Origin of the sequence: Enterobacter hormaechei subsp. xiangfangensis (genome assembly GCF_001729785.1) — a bacterium.
Lineage (GTDB): Bacteria > Pseudomonadota > Gammaproteobacteria > Enterobacterales > Enterobacteriaceae > Enterobacter > Enterobacter hormaechei_C.
In genome coordinates this window covers 2,793,131-2,808,272 of sequence record NZ_CP017183.1, presented here as the reverse complement: position 1 = coordinate 2,808,272, position 15,142 = coordinate 2,793,131, and the positions used below count along the sequence as shown (strand labels likewise).

Sequence of the window (15,142 nt, the reverse complement as noted above, 5' to 3'; positions counted from 1 at the left end):
GTGATTGAGAAGGCGCTATGACATCACCCATGCCCTCAGGGCAAACGTCATTATTGTTGCAGATGACACAGCGCCTCGCGCTGTCCGACGCGCATTTTCGTCGGATATGTCAGTTAATCTACCAGCGTGCGGGGATCGTGCTTGCGGACCATAAGCGAGACATGGTCTACAACCGGCTGGTGCGGCGCTTGCGCACGCTGGGGCTGGACGATTTTGGCCGCTATCTGAGCATGCTCGAAGCGAACCAGAACAGCGCCGAATGGCAGGCATTTATCAACTCATTAACCACCAACCTGACCGCGTTTTTCCGCGAGGCGCATCACTTCCCGGTGCTGGCGGAACACGCCCGCCGCCGTGGCGGAGAGTATCGCGTCTGGAGCGCGGCGGCCTCTACCGGGGAAGAGCCGTACTCGCTGGCCATCACCCTGGCGGACACCCTGGGCATGGCGCCGGGTCGCTGGAAAGTGTACGCCAGCGACATCGACACGGAAGTGCTGGAAAAAGCCCGTAACGGCGTTTATCGCCAGGATGAGCTGAAAACGCTGTCTCCCCAGCAGCTACAGCGTTACTTCATGCGCGGTACCGGCCCGCATGAAGGACTGGTGCGCGTACGCCAGGAGCTGGCGAACTGCGTGGAATTTGCCCCCGTTAATTTACTGGATAAGCAGTACAACGTGCCGGGGCCATTCGACGCCATTTTTTGTCGTAACGTGATGATCTATTTTGATAAAACGACGCAGCAGGACATTTTGCGTCGCTTTGTTCCGTTGCTCAAGCCTGACGGTTTACTGTTTGCCGGGCACTCGGAAAACTTCAGCAACCTCGTGCGTGAGTTTAGCCTGCGTGGGCAAACGGTATATGCGCTGAGTAAGGAAAAAGCATGAGTAAAATCAGGGTATTGTCTGTCGATGATTCGGCGCTGATGCGTCAGATCATGACCGAAATCATCAATAGCCACAGCGATATGGAGATGGTGGCGACAGCGCCCGATCCGCTGGTCGCGCGGGATTTAATCAAAAAATATAACCCCGACGTGCTGACGCTGGATGTTGAAATGCCGCGCATGGATGGCATCGATTTCCTGGAAAAATTAATGCGCCTGCGCCCGATGCCGGTGGTGATGGTGTCATCTCTGACCGGTAAGGGTTCAGAAATCACCCTGCGCGCGCTGGAGCTGGGGGCGGTGGATTTTGTCACCAAGCCGCAGCTCGGCATTCGCGAGGGGATGCTGGCGTACAGCGAGATGATCGCCGAGAAGATCCGCACCGCGTCCCGGGCGAAGCTTGCCGCGCATAAACCGACGGCAGCCCCGGCAACCCTGAAGGCGGGGCCGTTACTCAGCTCGGAAAAGTTGCTGGTGATTGGCGCGTCAACCGGAGGAACAGAGGCAATTCGCCATGTACTCCAGCCATTGCCGCTCTCAAGCCCGGGTATTCTGATTACGCAACATATGCCGCCGGGCTTTACCCGCTCGTTCGCGGAGCGCCTGAATAAGCTGTGCCAGATCAGCGTGAAAGAGGCGGAAGACGGCGAGCGCGTGCTGCCGGGTCACGCCTATATCGCCCCGGGTGACAAGCACATGGAGCTGGCGCGCAGCGGGGCGAACTATCAAATCAAAATTCATGACGGGCCGCCGGTTAACCGGCACCGTCCGTCGGTGGATGTGCTGTTTCATTCGGTGGCGAAACATGCGGGGCGCAACGCCGTTGGGGTGATCCTGACGGGGATGGGTAACGACGGCGCCGCCGGAATGCTTGCGATGCACCAGGCTGGCGCCTGGACGATTGCGCAGAATGAAGCAAGTTGTGTGGTGTTCGGCATGCCGCGCGAGGCCATCAATATGGGTGGCGTAAGCGAAGTGGTCGATCTTAGCCAGGTAAGCCAGCAGATGCTGGCGAAAATCAGTGCCGGACAGGCAATACGTATTTGACTCAGGAGTATTATTTTATGGCGGATAAAGAGCTTAAGTTTTTGGTTGTGGATGACTTTTCCACCATGCGTCGCATTGTGCGCAACCTGCTGAAAGAGCTGGGCTTCAACAATGTTGAAGAAGCAGAAGACGGGGTGGATGCGCTGAACAAGCTCCAGGCTGGCGGGTTTGGTTTTGTGATTTCCGACTGGAACATGCCGAACATGGACGGTCTCGAACTGCTGAAAACCATCCGCGCGGATGCAGGCATGGCCTCTCTGCCGGTGCTGATGGTGACCGCAGAAGCGAAGAAAGAGAACATTATTGCCGCTGCACAGGCGGGCGCAAGCGGCTACGTGGTGAAGCCATTCACCGCGGCGACTCTGGAAGAGAAGCTCGGGAAGATCTTCGAGAAACTCGGCATGTGAGGTGATGGATATGTTGCAACCTGCTATGAAACCCGTTGAAGAACATTCGCCGAGCGACATTATTGCCCGCATTGGTAGCCTGACCCGCATGCTGCGCGACAGCCTGCGTGAGCTGGGGCTGGACCAGGCGATCGCCGAAGCGGCGGAAGCCATCCCTGACGCGCGCGACCGTCTGGACTACGTCGTGCAGATGACCGCGCAGGCGGCCGAGCGTGCGCTGAACAGCGTTGAAGCCTCGCAGCCGCACCAGGATGCCATGGAGAAGGGTGCGAAAGCGCTGAGCAAACGCTGGGATGAGTGGTTTGAGAACCCTATTGAGCTGGCGGATGCCCGCGAACTGGTAACGGATACCCGTCAGTACCTGGGTGACGTGCCGGGCCACACCAGCTTCACTAACGCCCAGTTGCTGGACATCATGATGGCGCAGGATTTCCAGGACCTTACCGGCCAGGTGATCAAGCGCATGATGGATGTGATTCAGGAGATTGAACGTCAGCTGCTGATGGTGCTGCTGGAGAACATTCCGGAACCGGCTGCCCGTCCGAAACGCGAGAACGAAAGCCTGCTCAATGGTCCACAGCTTGACACCAGCAAAGCGGGCGTGGTGGCAAGCCAGGATCAGGTGGACGATCTGCTGGATAGCCTTGGTTTCTGATTGCCCGTTCTGCCTCAGGTCGTTAACGCGGCCTGAGGCAGCTCAGAACAAAAACAGCGAAAAGAGCCCGAATAAACGGGCTTTTCCCGCCATTGGATTTTCTCTGCGCTGGCATGATACCCGTGAATTAATGGGCTGCGAGCAGGCACAGTGGCAGAAGAGAACGACGACAAAACAGAAGCCCCCACACCCCACCGACTTGAAAAAGCCCGTGAGGATGGGCAGATCCCCCGATCCCGAGAGCTGACATCCCTGCTGATCCTGGTGGTGGGCGTCTGCATAATCTGGTGGGGCGGGGAGATGCTCGCCCGCAGACTGGCGGGAATGCTCTCTGCTGGCTTACGTTTTGATCACAGCATGGTCAATGACCCCAATCTGATCCTCATTCAAATCATCAACCTTGTGAAAAGCGCGATGATCGCCTTGCTGCCGCTGATCGCGGGCGTGGTCATCGTGGCCCTTGTTTCGCCGGTCATGCTCGGTGGCCTGGTGTTCAGCGGTAAATCGCTGCAACCGAAATTCTCCAAGCTCAACCCGCTACCCGGTATTGCGAAAATGTTCTCCGCGCAAACCGGGGCTGAGCTTCTTAAAGCGATCCTGAAATCGCTTCTTATGGGCAGTACAGCCGGGTTTTTTCTGTGGCACCACTGGCCGGAGATGATGCGCCTGATCAGCGAGTCCCCGATGACGGCGATGAAAAATGCCCTGAACCTGGTCGGGTTATGCTCGCTGCTGGTGGTACTCAGCATTATTCCGATGGTGGCGTTCGACGTTATCTTCCAGATCTATTCCCATATCAAAAAGCTGCGAATGTCGCGTCAGGACATCCGCGATGAATATAAACAGATGGAAGGCGACCCCCACGTTAAGGGCCGTATCCGGCAGATGCAGCGTGCCGCCGCGCGTCGGCGCATGATGGAAGATGTGCCGAAAGCCGACGTCATCGTCACCAACCCGACCCACTACTCCGTGGCGCTTCAGTACGACGAAAACAAAATGAGCGCGCCGAAAGTGGTGGCGAAAGGGGCCGGGCTGATTGCGCTGCGCATTCGTGAAATCGCGACGGAAAACCGCGTACCGATCCTGGAAGCACCGCCGCTGGCCCGTGCGCTGTATCGCCACGCGGAAATTGGACAACAGATCCCGGGCCAGCTCTACGCCGCTGTCGCAGAGGTGCTGGCCTGGGTGTGGCAACTGAAACGCTGGCGTTTAGCGGGCGGTCAACGACCTGTAAAACCTGAGAACCTTCCGGTGCCTGAAGCACTGGATTTTTTGAACGAGAAGGACACTGATGGCTAATCTGGTGGCAATGTTGCGCCTGCCCGGCAACCTGAAATCGACGCAATGGCAGATCCTTGCCGGACCGATTCTGATCCTGCTAATTCTGTCGATGATGGTGCTGCCGTTACCGGCATTTATTCTCGACCTGCTTTTCACCTTCAACATTGCGTTGTCCATCATGGTGTTGCTGGTGGCGATGTTCACCCAGCGCACGCTGGAGTTCGCCGCGTTTCCAACAATCCTGCTGTTCACCACGCTGCTGCGCCTGGCGCTGAACGTTGCCTCCACGCGTATCATCCTGATGGAAGGGCACACCGGCGCGGCGGCGGCGGGCAAGGTGGTCGAAGCCTTCGGTCACTTCCTGGTGGGCGGCAACTTCGCCATCGGTATCGTGGTGTTCGTCATTCTGGTGATTATCAACTTCATGGTTATCACTAAAGGTGCGGGGCGTATCGCAGAAGTAGGCGCGCGCTTCGTGCTCGACGGGATGCCGGGTAAGCAGATGGCCATCGACGCCGACCTGAATGCCGGGCTGATCGCGGAAGATGAAGCAAAAAAACGCCGTGCCGAAGTGACCCAGGAGGCAGATTTCTACGGCTCCATGGACGGTGCGAGTAAGTTTGTGCGCGGTGACGCCATCGCGGGCATTCTGATCATGGTGATTAACGTCGTCGGCGGCCTGCTTGTCGGCGTGCTGCAACACGGCATGGACATGGGCCACGCAGCGGAAAGCTATACGCTGCTGACCATTGGTGATGGTCTGGTGGCGCAGATCCCGGCGCTGGTGATCTCCACCGCGGCGGGTGTGATTGTGACCCGCGTCAGCACCGATCAGGATGTAGGCGAGCAGATGGTGGGGCAGTTGTTCAGCAACCCGCGCGTTATGCTGCTCTCCGCGGCGGTACTGGGCCTGCTCGGTATGGTGCCTGGCATGCCAAACCTGGTATTCCTGCTGTTTACTGCCGCGCTGCTGGGCCTTGCCTGGTGGATGCGTGGCCGTGAAACGCAGCCTAAGGCAGAGCCAGCGCCGGTCAAAATGCCTGAGAACACCCAGGCGGTGGAGGCCACCTGGAACGACGTTCAGCTCGAAGATTCGCTGGGGATGGAAGTGGGGTACCGCCTGATCCCGATGGTGGATTTCCAGCAGGATGGTGAACTGCTTGGCCGTATCCGCAGCATTCGTAAAAAATTCGCCCAGGATATGGGCTTCCTGCCGCCGGTGGTCCACATCCGGGACAACATGGATCTCCCGCCCGCGCGCTATCGCATCCTGATGAAAGGGGTAGAAATCGGCAGCGGTGATGCGTACCCCGGCCGCTGGCTGGCAATTAACCCGGGCACGGCCGCAGGCACGTTGCCGGGTGAGCAGACGACCGACCCGGCCTTTGGTCTGGCGGCAATCTGGATTGAGAGCGCTCTGAAAGAGCAGGCGCAGATCCAGGGTTACACGGTTGTTGAGGCCAGTACCGTGGTGGCGACGCACCTCAACCATCTGATTGGCCAGTTCTCTGCGGAACTGTTTGGTCGTCAGGAGGCGCAGCAGCTGCTCGACCGCGTAACGCAGGAGATGCCGAAACTGACCGAAGATTTAGTGCCGGGCGTGCTGACCTTAACCACCCTGCATAAAGTGCTGCAAAACCTGCTCGACGAGAAGGTGCCCATTCGCGATATGCGTACCATCCTTGAGACGCTGGCCGAACATGCGCCGCTGCAAAGCGATCCGCACGAACTGACGGCGGTGGTACGCGTGGCGCTCGGACGCGCCATTACCCAGCAATGGTTCCCGGGAACCGGCGAAGTGCAGGTCATTGGCCTGGATACACCGCTGGAACGGCTGCTGCTTCAGGCGTTGCAGGGCGGTGGCGGGCTGGAGCCGGGTCTGGCGGACAGATTACTGGCGCAAACCCAGGAGGCGCTGGCGCGTCAGGAGATGCTGGGCGCGCCGCCGGTGCTGCTGGTGAATCATGCGCTGCGTCCGCTGCTGTCGCGCTTCCTGCGCCGGAGCCTGAACCAGCTGGTGGTGCTGTCGAATATGGAGCTGTCCGATAACCGCAATATTCGCATGACGGCGACCATAGGAGGGAAATAATGCGGAAGTGGCTGGGGATCTTACTTTTCCCGCTGGCGGCGCAGGCCGCAGGCGAGGGGGCATGGCAGGCCAGCAGTATAGGCTTAACGCTCAACCATCGCGGGGAGTCGATCTCCTCCCGTCCGTTGTCCGCCTCTGAGCCCGTGTCCGGGCAGATGACGCTGGTGGCCTGGAATTACACCCTGACGGGACCCACACCGGCCGGGTTGCGGGTGCGTCTGTGCTCGCTGACCCGCTGCGCGGAAATCGAGGGACAAAGTGGCACCACCCAGGCCTTCAACGGGGTGTCTGCTCAGGAGCCTTTACGCTTTATCTGGGAAGTGCCAGGCGGTGGACGTCTGATCCCGGCGCTGAAAGTTCAGCGCAACGAGGTGCTCGTCAACTACCGCTAACTGCCTGCCTTTTCACCAGTCTTCAGGCATTTCTGAAGGCTGGCTCGCAAAATTGACCTTCCCTTTTGATACAAAAGAAACGCTGTTTTATAAATCAGTGACACGCGTATTGACACTCTTTGCATTTTTGCCATTCACCCCTTTGTGATGGCAGAAACAGAAAGGTATCAACAGGTCGATACTTTTACTGTAGCCGTGTAAAAACTCCCGGACGAGGTTTGCTTACAGGGAGTCTCCCAAAACTGATTAGGGTTGACGGCAATGAAAACACGTAAAATTGGACTCGCAAATTATCTTGCTTACGGGTCAGGGGACTTCCTCGGGGCGGGAACCACCGCCCTGACGGCCGCCTGGCTTTTGTATTTTTATACCACCTTCTGTGGACTCACACCGATTGAAGCAACCTTTATCTTCGCCGCCGCAAGGGTGCTGGATGCGGTTGTCAGCCCGTTAATGGGCTTTTTAACCGATAACTTTGGCACCACCTGGCTGGGCAAGCGTTTTGGCCGTCGTAAGTTCTTCATCCTGCTCGGTATTCCCTGCGTTTTCAGCTACTCGCTGATGTGGGTAGGGGACATGAGTTTCTGGTACTACCTGCTGACCTATCTGATCTTTGATATCGTCTACACCATGATCCTGGTGCCATACGAAACGCTGGTGCCGGAGATGACGGACGATTTCAAACAGAAAACCAAATTCTCCGGGGCGCGTATCTCTATGGCGCAGATGTCCGCTATTCTGGCTTCCTTCCTCCCGGGGATCCTGCTCACGCATTTCGGCAAAGACAACGCGATCTCCTTCTTCTATGCAAGCCTGGTCTTCTCCGTACTCTGCGCACTGATGCTTACGTTCGTCTGGTTCTTTACCTGGGAGCGCCCGCGGGAAGAGTGGTCTGAAGCGGCCCTGCGTGCTGAAGAAGAGAAGAAAAAGCTGACCCTTGGGCAGAGCCTGAATCGCCTTTTTGTTGAATTAAGTTCGACGCTGCGTATCAAGATTTTCCGCCAGCATCTGGGGATGTACCTTGGCGGCTACATCGCACAGGACGTCTTTAATGCCGTGTTTACCTATTACGTGGTATTTGTGCTGATGCAGGAGGCGTCAATGGCGTCCAACCTGCTGGGCACGATGGCCATCTTCCAGTTCCTCGCCGTGATCGGCATGATCCCGCTGTGCATTCGCTTCGGACCTGCGCCGTCTTACCGCATGGTGGTCGTGCTGTTTGGCCTGGCCTCGCTCTCTTACGCGGTGCTTTATTACGCGGGCCTGAGCGACGTTTACGCTCTGCTGCTGCTGATCTCTGCGGTTGCCGGTCTTGGTCGCGGGGGGATCAACTACGTACCGTGGAATACCTACACCTACATTGCTGACGTGGACGAAGTGATCACCGGTCAGCGTCGCGAAGGGATCTTCGCGGGCATCATGACGCTGACCCGTAAAGCGTCCCAGGCCGGTGCGGTAATGCTGGTGGGGATCGTAATGCAGATGTCTGGCTTTGTCAGCGGTCAAAAAGTGCAGCCTGCGGAAGTGAGCCACACTATCCTGATGATCCTGAGCGTCGGCACCATTCTGGTACTGTTCTGCGGCTTCCTGGTCTCCCTGCGCTTCAAACTCAATTTGCAGACCCACAGCACCCTGCGTGAAGAGACCGCGAAAATGCGCGAGTCCGGCCATGCGATGCCGGAGGCGGCGACCCCGCAGGCCCGCGCCACCGTGGAGATGCTGGCCGGTATGCCGTATGAATCCCTGTGGGGCAACAACAATATCGGTTATCTGAATCGCAATAAGCCGGCGGCCCCTTCGCTGAAGGATCGCGCGGTACTGAATTCGACATACAACAGAGGTTAAGATGATGAAAGTTTGGCCTGTCAAACATAGCCCGTTACTGCGTCAGCCTGAGCGCTTTATCGCCAGGGATGAGCTGAAATCGCTGATTCAAAAGGTGACGCATAACCTGGTCAATATCCACGACAAAACGGGTGAGTTTTTGCTGCGGCTGGACGACGGGCGCGTGATCGACACCAAAGGCTGGGCCGGATGGGAATGGACCCACGGCGTCGGTTTATACGGTATCTGGCAGTATTACTGCCAGACCGGTGACGAAGGCATGCGCGAGATTATCGACAGCTGGTTTACTGACCGTTTCGCTGAAGGCGCAACCACCAAAAACGTAAATACCATGTCGCCGTTCCTGACGCTGGCGTATCGCTACGAAGAGACCAAAAACCCGGCCTGGCTGCCGTGGCTGGAAAGCTGGGCGGAATGGGCGATGAATGAGATGCCGCGCACCGAACATGGTGGCATGCAGCACATCACCCTGGCGGAAGAGAACCATCAGCAAATGTGGGATGACACGCTGATGATGACGGTGCTGCCGCTGGCGAAAATCGGCAAGCTGCTGAACAAGCCGGAGTACGTCGAGGAGGCGATCTATCAGTTCCTGCTCCACGTACAGAATCTGATGGATCGGGAGACCGGGCTGTGGTTCCACGGCTGGAATTACGACGGCAATCACAACTTTGCCCGGGCTCGCTGGGCGCGCGGCAACAGCTGGCTGACCATCGTGATCCCGGATTTCCTCGAGCTGGTAGATCTGCCGGAAAACAACGCCGTTCGTCGCTATCTGGTGCAGGTACTGAACGCGCAGATCGCCGCACTGGCAAAATGTCAGGACGAGAGCGGATTGTGGCATACGCTGCTGGACGATCCTGATTCTTATCTGGAGGCGTCGGCCACGGCAGGGTTTGCCTACGGCATTCTGAAAGCCGTGCGCAAGCGTTATGTCGGCGCAGAGTACGCAGAGGTGGCGGAGAAAGCGATTCGCGGTATCGTGAAAAACATCTCGCCGGAAGGGGAGCTGCTGCAAACCTCGTTCGGGACCGGGATGGGAAGCGATCTTGAGTTTTATCGCCAGATACCGCTCACGTCGATGCCGTACGGGCAGGCGATGGCGATACTGTGCCTGACGGAGTATTTGCGGAAGTATTTCTGATAATAAAAAACCCGGCGCTTGCCGGGTTTATTTTTTACATACGCTCTACGGTTTCGATACCCAGAGTATCCAGACCGAGCTTCAGGGTCTTCGCCGTCAGCTGCGCGAGCTTCAGGCGGCTGTGGCGCACCACTTCGCTCTCGGCAGAGAGGATAGGGCAGTGTTCGTAGAAGCCAGAGAACAGACCGGCCAGATCGTACAGGTAAGCACACATAACGTGCGGCGTACCGTCACGCGCGACCACGGAGAGCGTCTCTTCGAACTGAAGCAGGCGGGCAGCCAGCTGTGCTTCACGGTCTTCGGTAATAGACACCGTAGCATTCGCCAGCACGCTTTCGTCGATATTGGCTTTACGGAAGACGGAGAGTACGCGGGTGTAAGCGTACTGCATGTATGGCGCCGTGTTGCCTTCAAACGCCAGCATGTTGTCCCAGTCGAAGATATAGTCGGTGGTACGGTTCTTGGAGAGATCCGCGTATTTCACCGCGCCAATTCCCACCGCGTTAGCAAGTTTCTCCAGCTCGTCAGCAGGCATGTCCGGGTTCTTCTCGGCCACCAGGCGACGCGCGCGTTCCAGCGCTTCATCCAGCAGATCGGAAAGCTTCACGGTGCCGCCCGCACGGGTTTTGAACGGCTTACCGTCTTTACCCAGCATCATGCCGAACATGTGATGTTCCAGCGGCACGGAATCCGGCACATAACCCGCTTTACGCACGATAGTCCACGCCTGCATCAGATGCTGATGCTGACGGGAGTCGATGTAATACAGCACGCGGTCCGCATGCAGGGTTTCGTAACGGTATTTCGCACAGGCGATGTCGGTGGTGGTGTAAAGATAGCCGCCATCCTTTTTCTGGACGATCACGCCCATCGGTTCGCCTTCCTTGTTTTTATACTCATCAAGGAACACCACCGTTGCGCCTTCGCTTTCCACCGCCAGATTTTTAGCTTTCAGGTCCGCCACAATGCCTGGCAGCATCGGGTTATACAGGCTTTCACCCATCACGTCGTCACGGGTCAGGGTCACGTTCAGACGATTATAGGTAAGCTGGTTCTGGGACATGGTAATGTCCACCAGCTTGCGCCACATCTCGAGGAAGTACGGGTCGCCACCTTGAAGTTTCACCACGTAGCTGCGCGCGCGCTCGGCGAAGGCTTCGTCTTCGTCATAGTGCTTTTTGGCTTCACGGTAGAAACCTTCCAGGTCTGCCAGCGCCATTTCGCCTGCGTTTTCCTGCTGCTGTTTTTCCAGATACGCGATCAGCATGCCGAACTGCGTGCCCCAGTCGCCTACGTGGTTAGCGCGGATCACCTTGTGACCAAGGAACTCCAGGGTACGCACTGCCGCGTCACCGATGATGGTGGAGCGCAGGTGACCGACGTGCATCTCTTTCGCCACGTTTGGCGCGGAGTAGTCAACCACCACGGTCTGCGCTTCTGGCTGAGCCACGCCCAGACGGTCAGATTTCAGCGCCGCGTCAACGTGGCTTGCCAGGAATGCAGGCTCAAGGAAAATGTTGATAAAGCCTGGACCGGCGATTTCGGTTTTGCTGGCGATGCCGGTGAGATCCAGATGCGTCAGTACCTGCTCAGCGAGCTGTCGCGGCGGCATGCCCAGTTTTTTAGCCACTGCCATCACGCCATTAGCCTGATAGTCGCCAAACTGTACTTTCGCTGACTGACGAACCTGTGGTTCGCAATCCGCAGGCGCACCTGCGGCAATCAGTGCCTGACTGACTTTTTCTGAGAGAAGAGCCTGAATATTCACCTGGATACCTTACGTTTTTGATGCGGGTAAAAAACACCCACGCCAGTTTAAGAATTTAGGGCGGGAGTATACTGCAAATGCCTTCGGGCGTCAGCCCTGCGGGGGGCGAAGATCGCTCGGAATCCAGGCGAAGACGGTATGCATAATCATGCAGTCGAAAAAACCGTGATTCTGCGGTTGGTCGACAGGGGGCAACAGAGTAAATTAGCGGCTTTGCTACACGAAACGAGACTGACCTATGGCGAACTGGCACACCATTGACGAACTGCATGATATTTCCGCAGATTTACCGCGCTTCACCCAGGCGTTCACAGAACTTGCCACCCGTCTCGGGCTGGATATCGCGCCGCTTGAGGCCGATCACATCTCTTTGCGCTGCCACCAGAATGCCACCGCCGAACGCTGGCGGCGTGGCTTTGAACAGTGCGGAGAACTGCTGTCGGAGAATATCATTAACGGTCGCCCGATCTGCCTGTTCAAACTTCACGCGCCGGTAACGGTGGCGCACTGGCAATTCACCGTTGTGGAACTGCCCTGGCCAGGAGAGAAGCGTTATCCGCACGAAGGCTGGGAGCATATCGAAATTGTTCTGCCTGGGGAACCCGAGACGCTGAACGCCCGTGCGCTGGCGCTGCTTTCCGACGAGGGGTTAAGCCAGCCGGGTATTTTCGTCAAAACCAGCTCGCCAAAAGGGGAGCGCGAACGCTTACCGAACCCTACGCTTGCCGTAACGGACGGCAACGTGACGGTGAAATTCCATCCCTGGACTATCGAGCAGATCGTCGCCAGCGAAGCGTAAGCATTGTGAGCGTCGATCCAGACACCAATCGGGCAACGTGCCACGATGATACGTTGAGTGAAATTTAAGGAGGATGACATGGCGCTGCTGGAAATTTGTTGTTACAGCGTGGAGTGTGCCGTCACTGCGCAACGGCACGGGGCCGATCGCATCGAGCTTTGCGCGGCACCGAAAGAAGGAGGATTAACCCCGTCCTCTGGCGTGCTGAAATCAGCCCGTCAGGCCATCACTATTCCGGTGCACCCGATTATTCGCCCGCGCGGCGGTGATTTTTGTTATACGGCGGGTGAGTTCAGTGCCATGCTTGAGGATATCGCCCTCGTCCGTGATTTAGGTTTTCCGGGGCTGGTGATCGGTGTACTGGACGAAGACGGCAACATCGATCTTCCGCGTATGCGTCAGGTCATGCGCGCCGCCCGGGGGATGGTGGTCACTTTTCATCGTGCGTTCGATATGTGTCAGGATCCGATACAAGCCTTTGATACGCTGGCAGAACTGGGCGTGGCGCGCGTTCTGACGTCGGGCCAGCAGTCCTCGGCTGAAAAAGGACTGAAATTAATTACGGAACTAAAAGCACATTCCGGTGTTCCAATAATCATGGCGGGCGCAGGAGTACGCGCCAGCAATCTGGAACTGTTTTTAAACGCAGGGGTGGAAGAGCTGCACAGCTCAGCGGGTAAATGGATACCTTCACCCATGCGTTATCGCAATACAGGGTTGTCAATGTCGACGGATGCTGAAGCGGATGAGTACTCGCGCTACGGTGTGGATGGAGAGTCGGTTGCGGTAATGAAATCGTTGATTGAACGTCATCACGTGTAGCAACGTACCGATTTTTACCGCGCATCATGTCGCCCAATATGATGCTTGCTTGTACCAGGCCCCTGCAAATTACACAGGGGCCTTTTTTTCTCCTTCATATTTCAAGCCGCAGCCGCGTTGGCCGCCTCGCTCACCCCGGTCACTTACTGATGTAAGCTCCCGGGGATTCGCTGCGTTGCCGCCTTGCTGCAACTTGAACTATTTTGGAGAAAACGTGCGACGCGTAGGCCGGGTAAGGCGCAGCCGCCACCCGGCACAAACTACGGCTTCGTCGCAATCAATACCGCACGCATCGGGGCCGGATAGCCTTCGATGGTTTTACTGTGATCGTCCGGGTCGAGGAATTGCTCCAGCGATTCGGTGATCATCCAGTCGGTGCGACGCTGTTCTTCAATCGACGTCACGCACACATCGGCGATGCGTACATCGACAAACCCACATTTCTCCAGCCAGTTCTTCAGCGCCAGCGCGGAAGGGATGAAGTAAACGTTGCGCATCTGCGCATAGCGATCGCCCGGCACCAGAACGGCATGTTCATCGCCTTCGATAACCAACGTTTCGAGCACCAGTTCGCCGCCGCTGACCAGCTGATCTTTCAATTGCCAGAGATGCTCCAGCGGGGAACGACGGTGGTACAGCACGCCCATCGAGAAAACGGTATCAAAGGCTTTCAGGGCAGGGAGTTGCTCGATACCCAGCGGCAACAGGTGCGCACGCTGGTCGTTACCCAACAGCTTACGCACCGCTTCAAACTGGCACAGGAACAGCTGCATCGGATCGATACCGACGACCAGATGCGCGCCTGCGCCGATCATGCGCCACATGTGATAGCCGCTACCGCAGCCCACGTCCAGAATGGTGCGCCCGGTCAGGTCGGATAAATGCGGCAGAACGCGATCCCACTTCCAGTCAGAGCGCCACTCGGTGTTGATGTTTACGCCGTAAAGTGAAAACGGCCCTTTGCGCCACGGCATCAGGTTACGCATCAGCGTTTCGATGCGGTTGATCTGCCCGGCCGGGAGCGGCTCTTCGCTCTCCGCCGTCACGCTGTGCAGTAAATCCAGACGATGAGGCGTCAGTTCAGGCAGAAACTCCACGGCGTTGGACCACTGCTTCAACAGACCATGCTGCTGATCGCGCTGCCAGGTGGCAATTTGCGCAGGCAGGGTTTCCAGCCAGTGGGAAAGATGGTTTTTGGCAATCAGCTGATAGAAATTACCGAACTCGATCATGCTGCGTCTCCGGCTTTCAGCGCCACCAGAGAACCAAAGTTAAAGCACTGGAACCACAGTTCGCTGTGTTCAAATCCGGCTTTGCGCAGGCGCGCTTTGTGGGTTTCTACGGAATCCGTCAGCATGACGTTTTCAAGCATGCTGCGCTTCTGGCTGATCTCCAGCTCGCTGTAGCCATTTGCACGCTTGAAATCATGGTGCATGTTGAACAGCAGTTCGCCCACGCTGGCGTCTTCAAAGCTGAATTTCTCAGACAACACCAGCGCGCCGCCCGGGTTAAGGCCTTGATAAATTTTATCCAGCAACCGCTGACGATCGTCCGGCACCAGGAACTGAAGGGTAAAGTTCAGAACCACCATCGAGGCGTTCTGAATGTCGATATCGCGGATATCGCCTTCTACCACCTCCACAGGCGTAGGGGCTTTATACGCGTCAATGTGGCGACGGCAGCGTTCGACCATGGCCGGTGAGTTATCGACAGCCACAATCTTGCAGCCTTCGTGATGAACGTTACGACGAATGGACAGCGTTGCCGCTCCCAGCGAACAGCCCAGGTCATAGACCTGCGTGCCGGGTTGAACAAAACGCTCCGCCAGCATGCCGATCATGGAGATAATATTGGAATAACCGGGAACAGAGCGCTGGATCATATCCGGGAAGACTTCGGCTACCCGTTCATCAAAGGTCCAGTCGCCCAGGCTGGCGATAGGCGCGGAAAAAAGCGTGTCGCGATCTGACATAACGTAAAAATCCGGGAAAAATAAAGGGGCATATTGTG

At 57.1% G+C, this 15,142-nt stretch carries 14 protein-coding genes; 11 read left to right on the top strand and 3 right to left on the bottom strand.

The genetic code is table 11. The annotated features are described in order from the left end of the window. Positions 1-17 precede the first annotated feature (17 nt). The 9 genes from cheR (at position 18) to bglB (ending at position 9,743) form a co-directional block, all read left to right on the top strand. The gene (gene cheR, locus BFV63_RS13505; RefSeq protein WP_003859714.1) at positions 18-884 is read left to right on the top strand and encodes a protein-glutamate O-methyltransferase CheR; all 867 of its coding nucleotides are present in this window, start codon (positions 18-20) and stop codon (positions 882-884) included. Beyond that, the gene (locus BFV63_RS13500) at positions 881-1,930 is read left to right on the top strand and encodes a protein-glutamate methylesterase/protein-glutamine glutaminase (RefSeq protein WP_003859716.1); all 1,050 of its coding nucleotides are present in this window, start codon (positions 881-883) and stop codon (positions 1,928-1,930) included. Before cheR ends, BFV63_RS13500 begins: the two co-directional genes overlap by 4 nt. Positions 1,931-1,947: 17 nt before the next feature. Continuing rightward, positions 1,948-2,337 (top strand): chemotaxis response regulator CheY, encoded by a 390-nt coding sequence (gene cheY / locus BFV63_RS13495; protein ID WP_000763862.1) that lies wholly within the window; start codon positions 1,948-1,950, stop codon positions 2,335-2,337. Positions 2,338-2,347: 10 nt separating this feature from the next. Further along, positions 2,348-2,992, top strand: a complete 645-nt coding sequence (gene cheZ / locus BFV63_RS13490; RefSeq protein WP_003859718.1) for a protein phosphatase CheZ — start codon at positions 2,348-2,350, stop codon at positions 2,990-2,992. Positions 2,993-3,142: 150 nt separating this feature from the next. Further along, positions 3,143-4,291, top strand: a complete 1,149-nt coding sequence (gene flhB / locus BFV63_RS13485) for a flagellar biosynthesis protein FlhB (protein WP_003859720.1) — start codon at positions 3,143-3,145, stop codon at positions 4,289-4,291. Then, the gene (gene flhA, locus BFV63_RS13480) at positions 4,284-6,362 is read left to right on the top strand and encodes a flagellar biosynthesis protein FlhA (RefSeq protein ID WP_003859723.1); all 2,079 of its coding nucleotides are present in this window, start codon (positions 4,284-4,286) and stop codon (positions 6,360-6,362) included. Before flhB ends, flhA begins: the two co-directional genes overlap by 8 nt. Beyond that, the gene (gene flhE / locus BFV63_RS13475) at positions 6,362-6,754 is read left to right on the top strand and encodes a flagellar protein FlhE (RefSeq protein ID WP_048240552.1); all 393 of its coding nucleotides are present in this window, start codon (positions 6,362-6,364) and stop codon (positions 6,752-6,754) included. The genes flhA and flhE overlap by 1 nt, the downstream gene beginning before the upstream one ends. A gap of 261 nt (positions 6,755-7,015) precedes the next feature. Next, entirely contained in the window at positions 7,016-8,599 is a 1,584-nt protein-coding gene (locus BFV63_RS13470) for an MFS transporter (RefSeq protein ID WP_022648498.1), read from the top strand. Positions 8,600-8,603: 4 nt separating this feature from the next. Next, positions 8,604-9,743: a beta-galactosidase BglB gene (gene bglB / locus BFV63_RS13465; RefSeq protein ID WP_048241825.1), complete on the top strand. Its 1,140-nt coding sequence runs from the start codon at positions 8,604-8,606 to the stop codon at positions 9,741-9,743. Between the two features lie 34 nt (positions 9,744-9,777). Here the strand turns inward: bglB and argS are convergent, their stop codons facing one another. Continuing rightward, a complete protein-coding gene (gene argS, locus BFV63_RS13460; protein WP_023314352.1) occupies positions 9,778-11,511 on the bottom strand; it encodes an arginine--tRNA ligase in 1,734 nt (577 codons plus the stop codon). Between the two features lie 238 nt (positions 11,512-11,749). Here argS and BFV63_RS13455 point away from each other — a divergent pair, with 238 nt between their 5' ends. Both BFV63_RS13455 and cutC read left to right on the top strand, forming a co-directional pair. Beyond that, positions 11,750-12,310 carry a VOC family protein gene (locus tag BFV63_RS13455; protein WP_015570274.1) on the top strand — a complete coding sequence of 187 codons (561 nt, stop codon included), beginning with the start codon at positions 11,750-11,752 and terminating at the stop codon, positions 12,308-12,310. 78 nt (positions 12,311-12,388) lie between these two features. Then, positions 12,389-13,132, top strand: coding sequence for a copper homeostasis protein CutC (gene cutC, locus BFV63_RS13450; protein ID WP_023314351.1), 744 nt, complete (start codon positions 12,389-12,391; stop codon positions 13,130-13,132). Between the two features lie 260 nt (positions 13,133-13,392). Here the strand turns inward: cutC and cmoB are convergent, their stop codons facing one another. After that, positions 13,393-14,364, bottom strand: coding sequence for a tRNA 5-methoxyuridine(34)/uridine 5-oxyacetic acid(34) synthase CmoB (cmoB, locus tag BFV63_RS13445; protein ID WP_003859733.1), 972 nt, complete (start codon positions 14,362-14,364; stop codon positions 13,393-13,395). After that, positions 14,361-15,104 carry a carboxy-S-adenosyl-L-methionine synthase CmoA gene (cmoA, locus tag BFV63_RS13440; RefSeq protein ID WP_003859735.1) on the bottom strand — a complete coding sequence of 248 codons (744 nt, stop codon included), beginning with the start codon at positions 15,102-15,104 and terminating at the stop codon, positions 14,361-14,363. The genes cmoB and cmoA overlap by 4 nt, the downstream gene beginning before the upstream one ends. Positions 15,105-15,142: the final 38 nt, after the last annotated feature.

What these genes read in the sequence shown, in the direction of transcription:
- cheR (WP_003859714.1), top strand. Translation starts at nt 18, where the DNA reads ATGACATCACCCATGCCCTCAGGGCAAACGTCATTATTGTTGCAGATG.
- BFV63_RS13500 (WP_003859716.1), top strand. Translation starts at nt 881, where the DNA reads ATGAGTAAAATCAGGGTATTGTCTGTCGATGATTCGGCGCTGATGCGT.
- cheY (WP_000763862.1), top strand. Translation starts at nt 1,948, where the DNA reads ATGGCGGATAAAGAGCTTAAGTTTTTGGTTGTGGATGACTTTTCCACC.
- cheZ (WP_003859718.1), top strand. Translation starts at nt 2,348, where the DNA reads ATGTTGCAACCTGCTATGAAACCCGTTGAAGAACATTCGCCGAGCGAC.
- flhA (WP_003859723.1), top strand. Translation starts at nt 4,284, where the DNA reads ATGGCTAATCTGGTGGCAATGTTGCGCCTGCCCGGCAACCTGAAATCG.
- flhE (WP_048240552.1), top strand. Translation starts at nt 6,362, where the DNA reads ATGCGGAAGTGGCTGGGGATCTTACTTTTCCCGCTGGCGGCGCAGGCC.
- BFV63_RS13470 (WP_022648498.1), top strand. Translation starts at nt 7,016, where the DNA reads ATGAAAACACGTAAAATTGGACTCGCAAATTATCTTGCTTACGGGTCA.
- bglB (WP_048241825.1), top strand. Translation starts at nt 8,604, where the DNA reads ATGAAAGTTTGGCCTGTCAAACATAGCCCGTTACTGCGTCAGCCTGAG.
- BFV63_RS13455 (WP_015570274.1), top strand. Translation starts at nt 11,750, where the DNA reads ATGGCGAACTGGCACACCATTGACGAACTGCATGATATTTCCGCAGAT.
- cutC (WP_023314351.1), top strand. Translation starts at nt 12,389, where the DNA reads ATGGCGCTGCTGGAAATTTGTTGTTACAGCGTGGAGTGTGCCGTCACT.
- cmoB (WP_003859733.1), bottom strand. Translation starts at nt 14,364, where the DNA reads ATGATCGAGTTCGGTAATTTCTATCAGCTGATTGCCAAAAACCATCTT.
- cmoA (WP_003859735.1), bottom strand. Translation starts at nt 15,104, where the DNA reads ATGTCAGATCGCGACACGCTTTTTTCCGCGCCTATCGCCAGCCTGGGC.